Genomic DNA, 18,739 nt, shown 5'->3' on the forward strand with positions numbered 1-18,739 from the left:
GTGCGAACGTGGCTAGTCAGCCGTGACCGGACGCTTGCTCAGGGCTCGGTGAAACCCATCCCCCGGCGGCCGGTCTCGTTGAGCTGGTCGTAGGTGAAGCGGCCTTCCCAGTCGCGTTCGTAGTGCTCGGCGGGGAAGTCGGTCGGGCTGGACCCGGTCAGGAAGGCCTGGCGGACGCGCGCTGCGTACTCCTCGTTGCGCGGGCACCACGGCGCTGCCGGGATGTACATGACGTTGCCCCACCCCCGCTGGTCGGCGACCGGCGCAACGCTGTGGACCATGTCGCAGTGCCACCACACCGAGTCGCCCGCCTCGACGTCGGGAATCCCGACCAGGCCGTCGAGGAGGTCGGAGTGCCACTTGTGGTCGGCGGGGAAGACCTGGTTGGTGGTCACCCCGCACATGTCGTCCTCGGGGACGTCGGGCAGCAGCGGGCGCAGCATGAGGTAGGCCATGGCCTCCGGTATCGGCACGGTGTGCAGCACGCCCTGGTCGTGGTCCATGTCCGACAGCGCTGTCCAGCCCTGGAACGTGCGGAACGCCGAGCACATCGTCGATCCCGGGTACTGGCCTGCCGAGGTGCGGTGCGCGGCGTCCCACGGGTCGTACTCCTCGACGCTGCCGTCGAAGAGGTGCCGGAACGCCCGCTGGTAGGACGCGGTCATCCACAGGTCCAGGGTGCCCGGGTCGCTGTGGGTGCCCAGGCCCGCCGAGTCGGCGCCCTCCGGTCGGCGTCGGATCCGGTCGGGGTACAGCGCGTCGCGGTCCGGATCGAACCAGCGCACGCCGTGCGACTCGTGCTTCCAGAAGGAGTTCAGGAACGACTGCACCCGAGCCATCCGGTCGCTCTGCCGTGCCCGCATCTGGGCCTGAGACCAGTAGATCGGGTAAATCTCGGGTTCCGAGCCGACGCTGCCGAAGAAGTCGTCGCCCGGGCCGCGGTAGTTCTCGAAGAACGCGTTGCGCTCGACGTAGTGGACGATGCTCTCGTCCCAGAGCAGCGCTTGCGCGCGCTCGAAGTGCCCGCGCACCACCGCGCAACCGCGCCTGCGCACCGCCTCGACCTGCTCGGGCGGCACGGTGCCCGCTGCGATGTCGGCGTAGTCGATCACCGGCCAGACCCCTTCGCCGCGTTCCCGCAGCTCCCGGACCTCGGCCACTCGCGTGCGGACCCGGTCCTCCACGACGGCGAAGACCTCTTCGACGCTGCGTCCGGACGACTCGATGCGAGCGCGCAGCCCGGCTTTGACCTCCCGGATCGCGCCCGTGAGATCGGCGGGTGGAGTCTCCCAGTGCGGTAGCGACGGCAGTGTCCTGGGCATGGTGGTCACCCCTGAACTCCTTTGGTCAGGAACCCTTACTAAAGAAGTGGTGGGCCGAAGGTAGTCGGCGTCGAGCATTTCGGCAAGACTCCTGACTAAACTGGCTCGATGCCGACCTCCAAGCCCTCGCTGGAGCTGCTGCGCTCCATGACCGATGAGCACGTCCTGCGGGCGATCATGGACAGCGAGCGGCTGACCCGCACCGAGATCGCCGCGCTGACCGGGATCTCGAAACCCACGATCTCCGACAGCGTCCGCAGGCTCACCAAGTCCGGCGTGCTCGCCGACACCGGGGAGCGCACCACCGGCAGGGGCAGGGCTGGCTCCTACTACTCGCTGGCCCCCGAGTCGGGTGCAGCACTGGTCGCCGAGATCACCCCGCGCGGTGTGCGGGCCGAGGCCGTCGACGCCTTCGGCGCCGTCGTGGCCGGTGCTCGGGCCGCGCTGGGGCGCGCGGTGGGCCAGGAGGAGGCGGCGGCAGCGCTGGGCGATGTTGCCGGGCAGCTCGCGGGCAGCGTGCCGCTGCGCTGCGCGGTGATCAGCGCAGCGGACCCGGTCGATCGCGAGACCGGCCGACTGGTCCGACTGCCCGAGGAGCCGTTCCTCGTCGGTGACCTCGACCCGGTCGCCGTGCTGGCCCCCTTCGTCTCCGGCGACGTCCTGGTCGACAACGACGTGAACTGGTCGGCTCGCGCCGAGCGGGAGGACGGCTCCGCGTGCGGTGTCGACAACTTCGTCTACCTGCACCTCGGCGAGGGGCTCGGTGCAGCGGTGGTCGCCGACGGCGAGGTCCGCCGCGGCGGCAGCGGACTGATCGGCGAGATCGCCCACGTGATCACGACCGGTCCGGACGGCTCGGCCATCCACTTCACCGAGTTCTTCCGCGAGACCAGCCTCCGCCAGTCCGCCACGGCAGCCATCGACGTCGACGCGCTCCGCGCCCGCTACGGCGATGTCCTCCCGCAGCTGGCCGACGCCATCCGCGGAGTGGTCCTGGCAATGATCGCCTTCGCCGACCCGCAGCTCGTCGTCCTCGGCGGCACCTGGGGCCGCGACCCAGAGGTGCTCGACGCGCTCACCGGAGCTTCGGCCGCACCACGCGAGGTCGCCTACACCAGGTCGACGCTCGACGACCCGGAACTCGCCGGAGCCCGAGCGCATGCGATCGACGTTCTTCGCACCCGGATCATCCAGCACGCCACCGAGCAGTAGCGCGACCAGCGCGGCTCCCGTCCGACTGCCCTCGTGAACGCCACCCGGGAACCTGGAACATGTTCCAGGGGATCGGTTCGTGCGGGTGGTCTTCGGCGTGCTGCCTGCTCGCGAGGAGGTGGGCGCTGTGGGGGTTCGGGTCGCTCACATCGGCACCGGGAACCTGGGAGGACTGGCTTCGCGGGCGTTCTCGACGCCGCCGAGTGTCGAGCTTGACCGGCGTGTGGGTCTTCAACGCGTGCAAGATCGGCCGGGACGCCGGTGAACTCGCCGGGTTCGACCGCCGCACCGGCATCGCCGCGACCGGTGACCTCGACGAGATCCTCGCCGCACGACCGGATTGCGCCGTTCGCTGCGCCATGGGCGAGACCCGTCCGGTCGAGCGATGGCCGACGTCGAGCGGCTGCTCGGCGCGGGGATCAACGTCGTCGGATCGTCTCCCGTGGCGCTGCGGTACCCGTGGGAGGTGTTCGCGCAGGAGGTGATCGACGGTGTCGAGCGAGTCGCGCTGGACGGTGGCGCGAGCGTCATCCGTGCGGCACGTCAGCGACGAGGCCGCCGTCGACGACGAATTCCGAACCCGTGGCGAACGACGACTCCTCGCTGGCCAGGAACACGACGAAGGTCGCCACCTCCTCCGGGGCCGCGGCCCGGCCCTGCGGCGTTCTCACCATGTCCGCGGGCAGGTTCACCCGAGCAGTAGAACATGTTTCAATCTTGCGCCCGGGTCGGCGACGGCCGGGGCGGCGGTGACCAGGTAGGTCATCCCGCCGACGGGGCGATTACGATGCTCCGGATGACCGCATCCGACGATCTCGACCTAGAACACCTGGACACCTCGATCCTGCCGGAGCGCCAGCAGCGCATCCTGGCCACGATCCGGGACTGGGTGGTCAAGCACGGCTACGCGCCGAGCACTCGGCAGATCGGTGAAGCGGTCGGGCTGCGCTCGGCCTCCTCGGTGTCGCGCCACCTGGCGAGCCTGGAGGAGAAGGGCTTCCTGCGGCGCAGCGAAACCCTCTCCCGGCCCATCGACGTGCGGGTCTTCCTGCAGGACCGGCAGTCCCGGCCCACTGACGAGCAGTCCGTTCCGGTCCCGGTCGTCGGTGACATCGCCGCCGGCGTGCCGATCTCCGCGGAGGAGCACGTCGACGACGTGCTGACGTTGCCGCGCGAACTCACCGGGCGCGGCAACGTCTTCGGACTGCGAGTGCGCGGTGACTCGATGGTCGACGCCGCGATCTGCGACGGCGACATCGTGGTCGTGCGCCAGCAGCCCGAGGCGCACTCCGGGCAGATCGTCGCCGCGATGCTCGACGACGAGGCCACGGTCAAGGTGTTCCGCCGCCGCAACGGCCACGTCCACCTCGAACCGCGCAACCCCGCCTACGAGGTCATCGACGGCGACGACGCCGTCATCCTCGGAGCCGTCGTCTCGGTCCTCCGCAACGTCTGACCCCCCGGCGCCCGGCACTCGGCAGGTCAGGCGTGGGCACGCAGTGCTTCGATGAGCCACTCGAAGTTGGGGACGTGCGGGTCGGAGGCCGGCCAGCCGTTGAGCACTCCCAGCAGTTGCCAGTAGCGCTCCACCCGGCGATCGGTGAAGGTCTCGACCGCATCGGCCAGCGCGCGCCGGTCATCGGAGCTCAAGTCCGGATCGACGATGCGGTCCAGGACCTCCTTGCCGCGGGCGGATTCCGGCGTGATCCCTTCGCGCAGCGCCGTGGCGGCGTGCTCCATCGTCTTCTCCGGCGAGTAGCCGCCGGGCTGCTCGATGCCCTGCGAGCCGGTCACCGCCATCTCGCGGCAGCGTCGCCGGAAGTCCTCGTCGCTGACCAGCTCGGCGAGCTCGATCCACGCGTCCACCTGCTCGGTGGACGGATCGGCCGGTAGTGCGGCGGGCATCGAGCGCATGCCCTGGGCGATGCTCGCGCCCGGAGCGTCGTCGTCGATGCCGTCGAAGGTGCGCTGGACGAAGTCGTCGATGATGCGCTGCCGCTCGTCGGCGGACATCTTCGCCACCTCGTGCATGGTCCTCATCTCCTCGGTAGTGGTTCCACGTCGAGCGATCCACCGCAGCACCGAGCGCCTGGCCTGCAGCGTGCGCAATTCCGCGTCGAGCGCCGCGAGGTGCGCATCGGCCACGTCCTGGACCGTCACCTGGCTGGTCAGCACCCGCCGCACCGACGGCAGGTCGAGGCCCAGTTCCCGCAACGTGCGGACCAGGTCCAGGCGCGCGACGGCTTCGGCGTCGTAGAGCCGGTAGCCGCCGGTCGAACGCCCGCTGGGCACCACGACGTCGCTGTCGGACCAGAAGCGGATGGTGCGCACCGCCAGTCCGGTGCGTTGCGCCAGCTCACCGATGGTGAACAGCTCGGGTTCCTCGCTCACGGGATCCACCTTCGACCTTCCAGCGGCTGGAGACTCAAGACATTTTCCATGGTTACGAGGAAATCGATGTAAGATTACTCAAACGCACGCAACATGCGCTTTGTGGAGTAGTATAGGGAGCAATGGGGCAAGAGATGGACGAAGCGGAGATCTACAGGTCCGAGCGGGGGAGGCTGGCGATCCAGCTCTCCTACCGGAAGCTGCTCGACGACTGGCCGGTGCCCGCGATGCGGCGAACCGTCCACACCTCGCTCGGCGAGGCGTTCGTGCTCGAGAGCGGGTCGCCGGACGCCCCGCCGCTGGTGCTGCTGCACGGTTCCGGGACCAACACCGCGATGTGGCGGGCGGAGTTCCCGGAGTGGTCGAGGCACTTCCGCGTGCTCGCCCTCGACCTGCCCGGCGAGCCCGGCCTGAGCGCTCAGGTGCGTCCGCCGCTCGACTCCGACGCCCACGCCCGCTGGCTTGACGGGGTCTTCGAAGAACTCGGCCTGGAGGACGCGGCGGTGGTCGGCGCCTCGCTGGGTGCCTGGGTGGCGCTCGACCACGCCGTGCGGCGACCGAGCCGGGTGAGTCGGCTGGTCCTGCTGTGCCCGGCGGGAATCGGCAGGCAGACCTACGGCTGGCTGCTCCCGGTGATCCTGCTGCGGCTGCTGGGGCCGTGGGGTCAGCGCCGGTCGGCGGCGAAGGTCGCCGGGTTGGACGACCCGCCGTTCCTGGACTACCTCACCGAGATCCACCGCGCGTTCCGGCCTCGGACCGAACGGCTTCCGGTGTTCACCGATGCGCAACTGGCAGGTCTGCCGATGCCGGTGCTGGCGATCGCGGGGGAGCGCGACGCCATGTTCGACACCACTGAGACGCGCCGCAGGCTCCGGAACGCGCCCCGCGCGACGGTGCGGGTGCTGCCCGACATCGGGCACTCCGTGGTCGGGCAAGCGGAGCGCGTGTCGGCGTTCCTCGTGATGAATTCCGGAGTGGAGCAGCCGGGCGAGCTGTGACGGGTCATTTCGGTTGCTGCGCGGCCGGGTGATCCTCTGGCGATCATGTTCACGGCGAAGCTTGAGATGAAGCCCGATCGGTGCACGGCTTTGATCGTGCCTCTTCAGCTTCGCTCGGGGCTGGACCGATGCAGGCCGGCGCTGGAAGGCCTGGCGCTGCACTGTCCACTGTGCACCGAAGGGGTCCGCTGGCTGGAGGTGGTCACCGTCGAGCGCGAGCGCTTCTACCGTCGGCTCGGCCGATGAGCTGAGGTCTGGACGCGACCTGCTCGTCGCCGACGGGGCAGGCCGCCCAGGATTGAAGACCTCAGCCCAGCGCCAGGCGGAGTTCGTCCGGTGCGGGCAGGGTCTCGAAGACGACCTCGGCGCCGGCGTACCGCAGTTCGTCGGCGCTGTGGGAACCGGTGGCGACCGCCACGAGGTGCGCGCCGGACTCCTGGGCCGCGCGCACGTCGTTGAGCGTGTCGCCGATCAGCACGGTCCGCTCCGGCGCGAAGTCGATCCCGAGCTTGTCCGCGGCGCGCTCCCGAGCGATGGGCACCAGACCGCCTCTCCGCAGGTGGTCGTCGCCGAACGCGCCGATGTCGAGGTCGACGTGGTCGAGGAGACCGAACGCGCCGAGCTTGATCCGCGCTACGTCCGCGGTGTTGCCGGTCAGCACGCTCTGGTGCACCAGCGGGTCGGCGTCGAACGCGGCCAGGGCTTCCCGCGCTCCGGGCAGGACCCGGCCGTTGTCGGCCAGCACCACCCGCACCTCGTCGAAAACCCCGGCCAGTGCGGTGGTCATCGCCGCCACCAGCTCACCGGTCGGCTCGATGTCGTGCGAGCGCAGCATGTGGTCGATGGTGCCGAGGTCCGTGCGGCCGTCCAACAGCGCAGGCTGGCGCACCGGCTGCCCGGTGACCTGCGGGAAGATCCGCTGGTAGGCCGCCCTGCCCAAGCCAAGCGAGTCGATCAGCGTGTGGTCGACGTCCCACAGCACCAAGCGCTCGTCCACGTCGTGGCTCCTCACTACCGGAGTTGTGCAGGGCTTTCACCGGCGCGCACCGGGCATGTCGTGCGTGGTCGGCGGTCCGGAGCGGGGAGGAGTCCCCACCAGTTCGTCGGTGGTGATGTCGGAACCGTTCTCGCGCACCAGCATTCCGAGCACGTCCTCCCCCGGATCGGTCTGGGCGGGGCGACCGGACCGGCCATGTGGGCGCGGTTGCCCGCCCGAGTGGCAGGCTACAAGCACTTGGGCGGATCCCGCTGAGAGGCGGGGCAGGAGATCGCGCGGTTCTGCCGAACTGACCGGGCAGGGAGGACGTTCATGATGGGCGGTTCGGACCACAACCGCCCACTGGTGGTGCCGGGAATCCGCGGCCGGGCGGGGAGTTCCGGACAGTTCGAGGTTCTGGGGCGATCCGTGGTGAGCGGCCGACTAGGGTCGGACGGTGGTGAGTCGCCGGCCGTCGCCGGTTCGAGTTCGGCTGGGGGATGTGTTGGAGCACGTCGTTGTCAGCGGGGGAGGGATCGCCGGGACGGCCTTGGCGCTGGCCCTGCGAACCGCGGGAATCGCCGTGACCGTGGTGGAAGCGCGACCGGCCGACCACGGTGAGGGTGCCGTGGTCCGGCTCAACCCCAACGCGATGGACGCGCTGCGGGCCGTGCACGCCCACCAACCCGTGATCGCCCGGTCGTTCCCGCTCGTCCGCACCGAGCGGATCAACCCCGACGGCAGCCGGATGGGGTACTCGCTGGGCGCCGACCCGAGTTCGCAGCGCGGTCTGCCGCGCGTGATGCACTGGCCGGTGCTGGCGTCGGTCCTGCGGGAGCAAGCCCTCGAACGCGGTGCCGTGTTCCGCCACGGCAGCCGCGTCGTGGACGCCGAGGTCGGCGCGAAGACGGCGCTGTCGCTCGCCGACGGCAGCCGGGTCGGTGGCGACGTCCTCGTCGGTGCCGACGGCGCGAACTCCATGGTGCGCGGGAAGATCGACCCCGACGGGCCGGAGCCCGAACGGCTGGGCACCCGCACCGTCTACGGCTACGCCTCCGAACCGGGCTGCGAACCGCCGCCTCCCGAGGTGATGCGCTCCTACGTGGGCGCGAAGGCGTTCTTCGCCGCCACCCGCGATTCCCACTCCGGCGGCTGCTTCTGGTTCACCAGCCTGCGAGCACCGGTTCCGCGCGGCGAGGACCAACCGCAGGACCCCGACGCGCTGCGCGCCGAGATGGGCGAACTGTTCGCCGGCGACGCCACGATCGCGCCGACCGTCATCGGCAACTCCGAACGCGTCCTGTCCTTCGACGACCACGCCCTGCCGAGCGTGCCGCGCTGGCACACCGACCGGGCGATCATCATCGGCGACGCCCTGCACGTCGCCCCTCCGGCGTCCGAGCAGGGTGCGGCGATGGCTCTGGAGGACGGCGTCCAACTGGCCCGCTGCCTGCGCGACCACCCCACCCCGGCGGCAGCGCTCGCCGCGTTCGAGCGGATGCGCCGGGACCGGGTGGAGGCCGTCGTCGCCGCAGGCCGGATGGGCACCAGCCGCGCGCACCACAGGCCGCTGGCCCGCCGCCTGCGCACCCTCAGCACCAAGACCAAGCGCCACTTCACGTGGCAGCGCACGCCCCCGATGGGCGGGGGCTGGGCCTACGACCACCACATCGACTGGCCGGAGAGCACCGCGTAGTCGCTGGTCCTTGGCCTGGCGTGAGATGTGGGACACACTGTGGCGGTGCGTCAGGAGAGCTTCGGGGCAGCGCTGCCGGTCGGGGAAGACCCGCACCGCCACGCGCGGCTGCTCGCCCGCGTGCACGACGCGGCGGTGGCCGGTGAGGTGCCGCCCGCACGGCCCCGCCCGGTGATCGGCGCGTCCTGGACGCGCATGCGCTCACGCGGCATCGACCCGGAACGCGGCCGCACCGGCCGACCGCTGCGGGCCGACGAGCTCGTCGAGCGCAGGCGGGAGTCCGGGTTGTCGGAAGTGCTGCCGCTGCTGCGCGGCAAGCTCGCCGGTGTCGCCGAGCAGACGGCCAACATCATGGTGATCACCGACGCGGACGGGCACCTGCTGTGGCGAGATGGGAGCACCGCGGTGCGCCGCAACGCCGACGCGCTCGGGTTCGTCGAGGGCATGAGCTGGGGCGAAGACGTCGTCGGCACCAACGCCATCGGAACCGCGCTGGTCACCGGCCTGCCGATCCAGGTGTACTCCGCGGAGCACTACGTGCGCACCCACCACGCCTGGACCTGCGCGAGCGCACCCGTGCACGATCCCCGGACCGGCAGGCTGCTCGGCGCGGTGGACCTCTCCGGGCCCGCCGCCACCGTCAGCCCCACCACCCTCGCGCTGGTCGAGACCGTGGCCCAGCTGGCCGAGTCCCAGCTGCGCACCGCGCACCTCGAGGCGCTAGAAGCGTTGCGCGGCAGCGCCGTTCCCCTCCTGTCGCGGGTCACCGGGCCGGCGGTGGTGACCGACTCGCACGGGTGGGTCGCCGCGTCCACCGGCATCGCACCGGTCAACCACGTCGCGCTGCCCGCCGCGTGCGGCGCCGGTCGCTCGTGGCTGCCCGCGCTCGGCGACTGCGCCGTGGAACCCGTGCCGGGCGGCTGGCTGGTTCGGCTGATCGACGACGACCCGGCCTCCGCGCTCGACGAACGCACCGCGGTGCGCCTGGACCTGCGCTGCTCGCAGGCCCGCATCGAGGTCGCCTCCGCTTCGGGCGGGTGGGACCACCCGCTGACCCCGAGGCACGCGGAACTGCTGTTCCTGCTGGCCGCGCACCCGGGCGGGCGCACGGCCGCGCAGCTGGCCGCAGACGTGTTCGGCGACGAGCTGCGCACGGTCACGGTCCGGGCCGAGATGTCCCGGCTGCGTCGCAACCTCGGCGGCCTGCTGGCCAGGCGGCCCTACCGGTTCAGCCAGAACGTCGAGGTCGAGGTGCTGCGGCCGGACGACCCGGGCTCGCTGCTGCCGCACTCGATCGCCCCGGCGGTGCGCGGCGGCTGACCGCCGTTGCAACCCCCTGCAACCCGTGCGCCGCGGAGTTCGGTGTGGCTCCATGACCGTGTCATGTGATCGCCACCATTGAGGGCAACGACGCCCGCGCGGGAGGTATTTCCGTGAGCCAGACCGTGGAGCACAACGCGACCCGGACCCGGGTCGAGCAGTGGATCTCCCAGTTCTCCGAGGCCATCGCCGCCCGGGACGCCGACCGGGTCGTGTCGATGTTCGGCGAGGACAGCTACTGGCGCGACCTGATCGCGCTCACCTGGAACTTCAAGACTTCCGAAGGGCGCCAGGACATCGCCGCCATGCTGCGTGCGACGCTGCAACACGCTGCGCCGAGCGGTTTCACCGTGCTGGGGGAGCCGACCGAGAACGACGGCGTCACCGAGGCCTGGTTCTCCTTCGACACCGCCGTGGGACGCGGCACCGGCCACCTGCGCCTCGTCGGCGGCGAGGCGTGGACCCTGCTGACCACCCTCGACGAGCTCAAAGGGCACGAAGAGCCGAAGAACCACCGCAGGCCGAGGGGTGCCGAGCACGGTGCCAACCGGAACCGGGTGACCTGGCGCGAGCAGCGCGAGAGCGAGCTCGCCGAGCTCGGCCACACCCGCCAGCCGGAAGTCGTCATCGTCGGCGGCGGGCAGGGCGGCATCGCACTCGGCGCGCGGCTTCGCCAGCTCGGCGTGCCGACGATCATCGTCGAGCGCAACGAGAAGCCGGGGGACTCCTGGCGCAGGCGGTACAAGTCGCTGGCCCTGCACGACCCGGTCTGGTACGACCACCTGCCCTACATCGATTTCCCGGACAACTGGCCGGTCTTCTCGCCGAAGGACAAGATCGGCGACTGGCTGGAGATGTACACCAAGGTCATGGAGCTCAACTACTGGGGCTCCACGACGGCGCTCAGCGGCAAGTACGACGAGGACGAGGGCAGGTGGGAACTCGTCGTCGACCGCGCGGGCGAGCAGGTCACGCTGCGACCGCGCCAGCTGGTGATGGCCCTGGGCGTGTCCGGCAAGCCCAACGTGCCGGTCCTGCCAGGTCAAGATCGCTTCCGCGGCGATCAGCACCACTCCTCCCAGCACCCGGGACCGGACGCCTACCGAGGCAAGAAGGCGGTGGTCATCGGGTCGAACAACTCCGCGCACGACATCTGCGGCGCGCTGTGGGAGTCCGGTGCCGACGTCACCATGGTGCAGCGCTCCTCCACGCACGTCGTGCGGTCGGACTCGTTGATGGAGCACAGCCTCAGCCCGCTTTACTCGGAGGAGGCCGTCGCGGCGGGCGTCGACACCCGCACCGCCGACCTGACGTTCGCGTCCATCCCGTACCGGATCCTCCACCAGTTCCAGAAACCGGCGTTCGACGCGATCCGCGAGCAGGACGCCGAGTTCTACGAACGCCTGGCCGCGGCCGGTTTCCAGCTCGACTTCGGTGACGACGAGTCGGGGCTGTTCATGAAGTACCTCCGCCGAGGCTCGGGCTACTACATCGACGTGGGTGCGTGCGAGCTCATCGCCGACGGCAGCGTCAAGCTCGCGCACGGCGAGGTCGCCGAACTGACCGAGAACGAGGTGGTCCTCGCCGACGGAACCCGGCTGGAATCCGATCTCGTGGTCTACGCAACGGGTTTCGGGTCGATGAACGGCCTGGCCGCCGACATCGTCGGGCAGGAGGTCGCCGACAAGGTCGGCAAGGTGTGGGGCCTGGGCTCGGACACCACCAAGGACCCCGGCCCGTGGGAGGGCGAGGAGCGCAACATGTGGAAACCCACCCAGCAGCAGGGGCTTTGGTTCCACGGCGGCAACCTGCACCAGTCCCGACACTACTCCCTCTACCTCGCGTTGCAGCTCAAGGCCAGGGCGGAGGGAATCCCCACGCCGGTCTACGGTCTCCAGGAGGTCCACCACACCTCCTGACTCCCGGGGTCGGGTGAACCCATCCCGTTCGGTGAACTGTGCAAGACGTTCACCGAGTGACCGGCTCAGGCCGGTCACGTGGGCCCGTACCGGAATCCCGGTACGGGCCTTCTCGTGGCAGTACCCGCCGCCCGAGGGAGGAGGGGCCGTTGCGTCGAGCCGCTCGTCGGTGAAGGCGTCCCCAGTTCGCGCTGTGCGCGCTGTGCGCGCTCCAGGTGGCGAGGGTCGGCGATGGTCTCACCGGTCCACCAGGGCGCTAGGCTCTCGGCGTGATGGCGGCGGAACCGGTGGTCTTCGGCCGTGAAGCGGAGCTCGGCGAGTTGCGGCGAGCGGTGGCGTCGGTGGTCGACGGCAGCGGCGGCGCGCTGTGGATCGAGGGTGAGCCCGGGATCGGCAAGACGGCGCTGCTGAGCCAGGTCACCGCCGAAGCGGCCTTCAAGGGCTGCGCCGTTCGCAGCGCCGCCGCCGACCGGCTCACCCAGCAGTACCCGCTGCGGCTCGCGCTGGACTGCCTGGGCGTCGGACCCAAGTCGGAGGAACCGGAACTGCGGGCGTTGCACCAGCGGTTCTCCCGCGCGGCCGACGTGCCGTTGCCGTCGGTCGCCGACGAACTCGCCGGGCACGTCGCCCAGTGGTGCGCGAGCGCCCCGCTGGTGCTGGTCGTCGACGACGTCCAGTGGGCCGACGAGGCGAGCCTGCTGGTGTGGCAGCGGTTCGCGCGGGCGGCCGAACAGCTGCCGCTGCTGCTGATCGCGGCCGCGCGCCCCACGCGCAGAAACACCCAACCGCGCACCGAGGTCCGGCGGATCGCGCTGCCACCGCTGGACGAGGCGGCCGTGGCGAGCATGGCCGCGAAGCTCACCGGCACCGCGAGGATCGGCCCCGGTCTGCGCCAGGTGGTGGCCGGAGCGGCTGGGAACCCGCGCTACGTCGGCGACGTCGTGGCCGCCCTGACCAGCGAGCGCAACCTGGTGGTCGCCGACGGCAGGGCCGAACTCGCCCTCGCCGGAGCCGGGGTGCCGCGCCAGCTCGCCGAGACCGTCGTCGATCGGCTCGGCTTCTTCGACAGCCAGACCATCGGCCTGCTGCGCATGGCCGCGCTGCTGGGCCCCACCTTCTCCGTGACCGAGCTGTCCACCGTCTCCGAGCGACCGGTGCCGGCGCTGGTCGGCTACCTGGAGCAGGGGCTGGCCACCGGCGTGCTGGTGGAATCGGGGCCGCAGCTGAGCTTCCAGCACCCGCTGGTCCGCCAGGCCCTGTACGAGACAACGCCGACGGCTCTGCGGCTGGTCCTGCACAACCAGGCCGCCCGCGTCCTGCAGGACGCCGGTGCCTCGGTGGAGCGGGTCGGTGAGCAGCTGCTGTCCTCGGTCTCCCTCGGTGACGCCGAAGTCGACGACTGGGGTTTGGGCTGGCTGGTGCGCAACGGGCGAGCGCTGGCCCACCGCGCCCCCGCCTGCGCGGCAGAACTCCTCGAAGCCGCGCTCGTCCCGCTGCCCGCGAACGAGCAGCACCGCGACGTCCTGCTGGCCGCCCGCGCGCTCGCGCTGGTGCAGCTCGAACGCTCCGAACAGGCCCACGAGTTCAGCAGGCGCGCACTCGACGAGGTCGCCGACGCCTCCTGCGCGGCCGAGCTGACCTGGTACCTGGTGTGGTCGCTGACCGCGCGACGGATGGCCGACGAAGCCGCGGCGGTCATCACCGAAGCCGAGGCCACACCCGGGTTCGAACTCCGCTGGATGGCCCGCATGCGCGCCAAGCTCGCGCAGGCGAAGCTGATGAGCGGGAACTTCGCCGGAGCCGAGAGCACCGTGGACCGGGCGCTGGCCGAGGCCCACGAAGCCGACGACGACTACGCGCTGGGACTCGCGCTGCACGTCCGAGGCACCGCGCGAGCCCGCAACAACGACCTCGCCGAAGCCCTCGTGTGCTACCAGCAGGCCGGTTCGGCGCTCGGCGACGCCCTGGAGAACGCCGACCTGCTGCTGCAGGTGCTCAGCAACCGGATGATGCTGCTCTTCGCCCTGGGACACGCCGAAGAGGCCGGGTTCGCGCTGCACGAGATGTTGGCCGTCGCCGAGCGCAGCGCCACCCCGTCGCGGCTCGCGGTGGTGCGGCTGTCGGCGGCGAACCACTACTTCACCGTCGGCCGCTGGGACGACGCCGCGGCCGAGCTGCAGGCGGCCGGCGAGCTCACCGCCGAGATGAGTTCGCACCAACGCCGCTGGTTGCACGGACTGTGGGCGATGCTGGCCGGGTACCGCGGCGAGCGCGAGGTCTTCGAGCAGCAGCTCGCGGTGGCCGGGGAAGCGACGCCGGATGCCCAGGAGAACGCCGGATTCCTGATGGTGGCCGGCGTGCTGCAGGCCGAGATCGAGGGCGAACCCCGGCGCGCGACGGCCATCCTCGCCGAGGCGCTGGACACCAGCGAACGCTTCGGCAGCAACTACGTGTGGCTGCCGATCCTGGTCCGGCTCGCGCTGCAGACCGGTGACGAGGAGACCGCCGGCCGAGCCACCAACGCCTGCGTGCAGGGCGCCACGGTGGGCGCCGCGCCCAACATCCTCGCCGCCGCGCAGCACTGCCGTGGCCTGCTCGAACGCGACCCGATCACGCTGCGCGCCGCCGTCGAGCACTACGACAAGACCAACCAGCCGCCCAAGCGCGCGCGGGCGCTGGAAGACCTCGCCGCCGTCCTCGCCGAGCGGCGCGAGATCCCCGCCGCTCGCAAGGCGTACGTGCAGGCGGTGGAGATCTTCACCGACCTCGGCGCGAACTGGGACCTCGAGCGCGCCGCGGCCAGGATGCGCTCGCACGGAATCCGGTCGCCGCGCACCAAGCGGCTCCGCGCCACCACGGGCTGGGAAGCGCTGACCAAGACCGAACGGCAGGTCGCGCTGCTGGTGGGCGACGGGATGTCGAACCCGGAGATCGCGGCGCAGCTGTTCGCCTCGCGGCGGACCATCGAGGTGCACGTCTCGCACGTGCTGGCCAAGCTCGGCGTGCGCTCCAGGGTCGAGGTCGCGGTGGAGGCGACCGGGCGCCGAACCTGACAGCGCTCCCGGGACGCGCCTGCGGCCTGCGGGGAAGGATCGGCCCGTTGATATCGGTGAGCTGGGCGGAGATGCTGGGGCCGGTGTCGGCGCAGCGCGCGCTGCGCGGTGGTGGAAGAGGAGAACGGGTGGACGTCGAGGAATACCTGCGGCACGACGGTCTGGGACTGGCCGAGCTCGTCGCATCGGGACAGGTGACGGCGGGCGAACTGCTGGAGGCCGCCCGCAGCAGGGCGAAGGCGGTCAACCCCGCCATCAACGCCATCGTCGCGTGGCTCGACGAGCACGCCGATCAGCGCGTCGCGGGCGAGCTCTCCGGCCCGTTCGCCGGGGTCCCGTTCCTGCTCAAGGACCTGGCCCACAACCTCGCCGGAGCTCCTAGCTCCGACGGCTGCCGCGCGTTCGCAGACCGCAAGTCGGCCATCACCGACACCGTCGTGCAGCGCTGGCTGGACGCCGGTCTCGTCATCTTCGGCAAGACCAACACACCCGAGTTCGGCTCCAAGGGAGTCACCGAACCGGCCCTGTTCGGCCCCACCCGCAACCCGTGGGACCTCCGGCGCACCCCGGGCGGCTCCTCCGGCGGAGCGGGCGCGGCCGTCGCGGCGGGGATCGTGCCGGTGGCGGCGGCCAGCGACGGCGGCGGATCCATCCGCATCCCGGCGGCCTGCAACGGACTGGTCGGGCTCAAGGCCGGCCGCGGTCTGGTTCCCGCGGGACCGGTCGAGAGCGAGCCGCTCAACGGCCTGGCGACCAGCGGAGTCCTCTCCCGCACCGTGCGCGACACCGCCGCGATGCTCGACGCGCTGATCGGCCCGGAACCCGTGAGCCCGTTCGCCGCCGCGCTGCCCGACCGCCCGCTGGCCGAACAGCTCGACGAGGCGCCCGGCACGCTGCGCATCGGCTACACGACCCAGTGCGCGCTGCGGGAGCAACCGCACCCTGAAGCGGTGCGGGCGGTGGAACGTTCGGCGGAACTGCTCACCGAGCTCGGGCACGAGGTCGAGGAGGTGGCCCCGCCGCACGAGGACCGCCAGCTCGGCAAGGACTTCCTGCTCGTGTGGTTCGTCCACCAGGCGGATGAAGTCGACCGCATCAAGCGCGAAACGGGTTGTGGCGATGATGCCTTCGAAACCGACACGCTGATCATGGCCGCGCTCGGCCGGATGACCGGCGCCGTCGAGCTCTCGCAGGCCCAAGAGCGGCGGCGCGAGCACATCGCGGCGCTCGCCGGGTTCCACAGCCGCTACGACCTGCTGATGACGCCCACCCTGGGCGAGCCGCCGATCGAGGTCGGATCGTTGGAGACCCCGCCCGCGCTGCAGGCCCTCTCCAGGCTGCTGGTGCGCACCCGGACCACGCGCGTGCTGCGGTTGCTGGGGATGGTGGACCAACTCGTCGAGAAGAACCTCGCGTGGGTTCCCTACACCCAGCTGGCCAACATCACCGGGCGTCCGGCGATCAGCCTGCCGCTGCACCGCACTGACGCGGGACTGCCGATGGGCGTGCAGTTCGTCGGCCCGTTGCAGAGCGAATCACTGCTGCTGCGCCTGGCCCGCCAACTCGAGGTAGCGGCCCCTTGGGCCCTGCGAACACCGCTGCTCGAAACCGCCTGAAGCAGTGTCGAAGTCGCGTCCCGCACCTGCAACACCGGCTACCGCCGTGCTCTCGAACCACTCCTAGTCCAGCCAGTCGGGGGTTCGCTTCTCCAGGAACGCGGCCATTCCTTCGCGGGCGGCTGGGAGTTGGGAGGCTGCGGCCATGACCTCCAGGGCTATCGCGTAGGCGTCCTGCTCCGGGCGGTCGAGCTGGGCGTAGAGGGTTTGCTTGCCGAGGGCCTTGCTGGTGCGGCTGCCCCGCGTCGCGCGGTCGAGCAGGTCGGAAACCGCGTCGTCCAGGGCCTCGTCGGCGGCCACCCGGTTGATCAGGCCCCAGTCAAGGGCCGTCGCCGCGTCGATGACGTCACCGGTGAGCGCCATCTCCATCAGCCGCTTGCGGCCGATGGTGCGGGCCACCGGCACCGCCGGCGTGTGGCAGAACCAGCCTCCTTTGCCGCCGGGCAGCGCGAACCCGGCCGACTCGGCGGCCACCGCGAGATCGCAGGCGCCGACCAGCTGGCATCCTGCGGCGGTCGCCAGCCCGTGCACCCTGGCCAGCACGACCTGCGGCACCGACTGGACGGTGTCCATCAGCTCGGTGCACAGCTGGAGCAGCTCGCGCACGCCGGTCAGGTCGCGTGCGGCGACGTCTCCGAAGTCGTGGCCCGCCGAGAACACCGGACCCGCGCCCGCCAGCACGATTCCGGTCGCGTCGGACTCGCCGGCTTCGCGGAACGCCGCCAGCAGCTCGGCGAGGTGCTCCTGCGACAAGGAGTTGCGGCGCTTCGGCCGGTTCATCGTGATCGTGGTGGTCGCCTCGTCCCGCCGGGTCACGATGTGCGCGTAGTCACCCATGGTCTGACGGTACAGCGGGTGGAGATCGGCAACTGGAATTCGCGCTTCCAATTGGTTGAACCAGTTACGCCGAACGGCGGTACAGGTGGCCGCTCCGCGTTTTGAACAATGCCGGTACCGCCGCTGAGAACCGCTCGAATTCGACGAGGTTCGCAGCGGCGGTTCGACTGGGGAGGTGCGGGCATTGGCGTTGCCTGACGAGTTCAGCCGTGGTGAGCGGTTCACCGCGGTGACCACGGGACTCCTGGTGGCGTTGCTGCCGGTCTTGGCCGTGCGCGGGGACTCCGCGCTGGACGCGGGGGAGGAGCGGCCGCACGCGGCCAGCTCGGCTCCGACACCGCCTGGCGGCAGCAGGATGGGCGTCAGCGGACGCGTGCCCCACGACCCGGTCCTGAGCCCGCGGTTCCACGAGGACCTGCGGCGGGGTGAGATCGAACGCGGAACCGGCCGGTTTGGGCGGATTCCGGCGGGAACGCTCGGGATTCCCGGCGTCGTGCTCGCCGCGTACCAGCGGGCCCAGGACTCGCTGGCGAAGTCGGACCCCGGGTGCGGCCTGCACTGGTCGGTGCTGGCGGGCATCGGGCGCGTCGAGTCCAACCACGCGAGATCCGGTCAGGTCGACGCCTCGGGGCGCACGTACTCGCCGATCCTGGGTCCGCGGCTGAACGGCGGTCCGGGCATCGCCGCGATCCGCGACACCGACGGTGGCGGGCTCGACGGCGATGTGGTGTGGGACCGCGCGGTCGGACCGATGCAGTTCATCCCGGGGACCTGGCGCTCCTACGCGCACCGCGGAGCCGATCCGCACAACGTCTTCGACGCCGCCGCGACCTCGGGCCGGTACCTGTGCGCGGGTGGCGGGAACCTGCGCGACCGCGCGCAGCTGGCCGCCGCCCTCTTCCGCTACAACCCGTCGGAGACCTACGTCCGCACGGTCCTGGCCTGGGCGGACCGCTACGCCCGAGGCGTCGTCTCCACGCCGGGTCTGCCGCCGGGAGCGCCGGACCCGACGCCGTCACTGGCGGGGACCCCACCGGCCGGCGCGGCGATCGCGATGGCGCCACCGCCCGGCGCCGCTCCCGCGGGCGCGCCACCGGCCCCGGGCCCTGCCGCAGGACCGGCGCCCGCACCGGCTCCGGCCCCGGCGCCCGCTCCGGCTCCAGCGCCTCCGCCGCCGCCTCCACCGGCACCCGCGCCTGAGCCGACGCCGACCCAGCCGCCGCCACCTCCGCCGAGCGAACCTCCACCGCCGAGCGAGCCGCCTCCGCCGAGCGAACCTCCGCCGTCCAGCAGCACGCCACCGCCGGAACCCGCGCCCACGACCACGTCACCGGCGGCGGCCACCACGACGGAACCTGCGGGGTAGCGAAGAGGGCGCAGCGCGCGGATCCGCGCGCTG

General features: G+C 71.4%; 15 protein-coding genes. 10 read left to right on the plus strand and 5 right to left on the minus strand.

Translation table 11 applies throughout. The features are described from left to right. Positions 1-38 precede the first annotated feature (38 nt). The gene (locus tag E1161_RS21235) at positions 39-1,322 is read right to left on the minus strand and encodes a DUF1479 domain-containing protein (RefSeq protein WP_235875194.1); all 1,284 of its coding nucleotides are present in this window, start codon (positions 1,320-1,322) and stop codon (positions 39-41) included. Positions 1,323-1,430: 108 nt separating this feature from the next. On the opposite strand from E1161_RS21235, the gene E1161_RS21240 reads away from it, so the two are divergent. Next, positions 1,431-2,534: an ROK family transcriptional regulator gene (locus E1161_RS21240; RefSeq protein WP_132626016.1), complete on the plus strand. Its 1,104-nt coding sequence runs from the start codon at positions 1,431-1,433 to the stop codon at positions 2,532-2,534. Between the two features lie 527 nt (positions 2,535-3,061). On the opposite strand, the gene E1161_RS21245 is transcribed toward E1161_RS21240, so the two are convergent. Then, positions 3,062-3,226: an SDR family oxidoreductase gene (locus tag E1161_RS21245; protein WP_328591294.1), complete on the minus strand. Its 165-nt coding sequence runs from the start codon at positions 3,224-3,226 to the stop codon at positions 3,062-3,064. Positions 3,227-3,330: 104 nt separating this feature from the next. Between E1161_RS21245 and lexA the strand changes: the two genes are divergently transcribed. Beyond that, positions 3,331-3,990, plus strand: coding sequence for a transcriptional repressor LexA (gene lexA / locus E1161_RS21250; protein ID WP_132626018.1), 660 nt, complete (start codon positions 3,331-3,333; stop codon positions 3,988-3,990). 26 nt (positions 3,991-4,016) lie between these two features. Here lexA and E1161_RS21255 read toward each other — a convergent pair whose 3' ends face one another. Then, positions 4,017-4,925, minus strand: a complete 909-nt coding sequence (locus tag E1161_RS21255) for a helix-turn-helix domain-containing protein (RefSeq protein ID WP_132626020.1) — start codon at positions 4,923-4,925, stop codon at positions 4,017-4,019. A 122-nt stretch (positions 4,926-5,047) separates the two neighbouring features. Here E1161_RS21255 and E1161_RS21260 point away from each other — a divergent pair, with 122 nt between their 5' ends. Then, the gene (locus E1161_RS21260; protein ID WP_235875191.1) at positions 5,048-5,923 is read left to right on the plus strand and encodes an alpha/beta fold hydrolase; all 876 of its coding nucleotides are present in this window, start codon (positions 5,048-5,050) and stop codon (positions 5,921-5,923) included. Positions 5,924-5,968: 45 nt separating this feature from the next. Next, the gene (locus E1161_RS21265) at positions 5,969-6,169 is read left to right on the plus strand and encodes a hypothetical protein (protein ID WP_132626022.1); all 201 of its coding nucleotides are present in this window, start codon (positions 5,969-5,971) and stop codon (positions 6,167-6,169) included. 61 nt (positions 6,170-6,230) lie between these two features. Here the strand turns inward: E1161_RS21265 and E1161_RS21270 are convergent, their stop codons facing one another. Next, a complete protein-coding gene (locus E1161_RS21270) occupies positions 6,231-6,920 on the minus strand; it encodes an HAD family hydrolase (RefSeq protein ID WP_132626024.1) in 690 nt (229 codons plus the stop codon). Positions 6,921-7,401: 481 nt separating this feature from the next. Between E1161_RS21270 and E1161_RS21275 the strand changes: the two genes are divergently transcribed. The 5 genes from E1161_RS21275 to E1161_RS21295 all read left to right on the plus strand — a co-directional run bounded on the left by E1161_RS21275 (position 7,402) and on the right by E1161_RS21295 (position 16,503). After that, positions 7,402-8,595 carry an FAD-dependent oxidoreductase gene (locus E1161_RS21275; RefSeq protein WP_165939896.1) on the plus strand — a complete coding sequence of 398 codons (1,194 nt, stop codon included), beginning with the start codon at positions 7,402-7,404 and terminating at the stop codon, positions 8,593-8,595. A 45-nt stretch (positions 8,596-8,640) separates the two neighbouring features. Further along, positions 8,641-9,915, plus strand: coding sequence for a helix-turn-helix domain-containing protein (locus E1161_RS21280; RefSeq protein WP_235875192.1), 1,275 nt, complete (start codon positions 8,641-8,643; stop codon positions 9,913-9,915). A 113-nt stretch (positions 9,916-10,028) separates the two neighbouring features. Next, entirely contained in the window at positions 10,029-11,834 is a 1,806-nt protein-coding gene (locus E1161_RS21285; protein WP_207920330.1) for an NAD(P)/FAD-dependent oxidoreductase, read from the plus strand. Between the two features lie 272 nt (positions 11,835-12,106). Next, a complete protein-coding gene (locus E1161_RS21290) occupies positions 12,107-14,887 on the plus strand; it encodes an ATP-binding protein (RefSeq protein ID WP_235875195.1) in 2,781 nt (926 codons plus the stop codon). Between the two features lie 56 nt (positions 14,888-14,943). After that, on the plus strand, positions 14,944-16,503 hold the full coding sequence (locus E1161_RS21295) for an amidase (protein ID WP_328591296.1): 1,560 nt from the start codon (positions 14,944-14,946) through the stop codon (positions 16,501-16,503). 63 nt (positions 16,504-16,566) lie between these two features. On the opposite strand, the gene E1161_RS21300 is transcribed toward E1161_RS21295, so the two are convergent. Further along, complete coding sequence (locus tag E1161_RS21300) at positions 16,567-17,340, minus strand: enoyl-CoA hydratase-related protein (RefSeq protein WP_132626030.1); 774 nt, start codon at positions 17,338-17,340, stop codon at positions 16,567-16,569. A 175-nt stretch (positions 17,341-17,515) separates the two neighbouring features. Here E1161_RS21300 and E1161_RS21305 point away from each other — a divergent pair, with 175 nt between their 5' ends. Further along, a complete protein-coding gene (locus E1161_RS21305) occupies positions 17,516-18,706 on the plus strand; it encodes a lytic transglycosylase domain-containing protein (RefSeq protein WP_408012007.1) in 1,191 nt (396 codons plus the stop codon). The last annotated feature ends 33 nt before the right edge of the window (positions 18,707-18,739 follow it).

It is taken from the genome of Saccharopolyspora aridisoli (assembly GCF_004348445.1).
Taxonomy (GTDB): Bacteria; Actinomycetota; Actinomycetes; order Mycobacteriales; family Pseudonocardiaceae; genus Saccharopolyspora; species Saccharopolyspora aridisoli.

Excerpts from the sequence above, each read along its gene's own strand:
- E1161_RS21235 (WP_235875194.1), bottom strand. The coding sequence starts at position 1,322 with ATGCCCAGGACACTGCCGTCGCTACCGCACTGGGAGACTCCACCCGCC.
- E1161_RS21240 (WP_132626016.1), top strand. The coding sequence starts at position 1,431 with ATGCCGACCTCCAAGCCCTCGCTGGAGCTGCTGCGCTCCATGACCGAT.
- lexA (WP_132626018.1), top strand. The coding sequence starts at position 3,331 with ATGACCGCATCCGACGATCTCGACCTAGAACACCTGGACACCTCGATC.
- E1161_RS21260 (WP_235875191.1), top strand. The coding sequence starts at position 5,048 with ATGGGGCAAGAGATGGACGAAGCGGAGATCTACAGGTCCGAGCGGGGG.
- E1161_RS21265 (WP_132626022.1), top strand. The coding sequence starts at position 5,969 with ATGTTCACGGCGAAGCTTGAGATGAAGCCCGATCGGTGCACGGCTTTG.
- E1161_RS21290 (WP_235875195.1), top strand. The coding sequence starts at position 12,107 with ATGGCGGCGGAACCGGTGGTCTTCGGCCGTGAAGCGGAGCTCGGCGAG.
- E1161_RS21300 (WP_132626030.1), bottom strand. The coding sequence starts at position 17,340 with ATGGGTGACTACGCGCACATCGTGACCCGGCGGGACGAGGCGACCACC.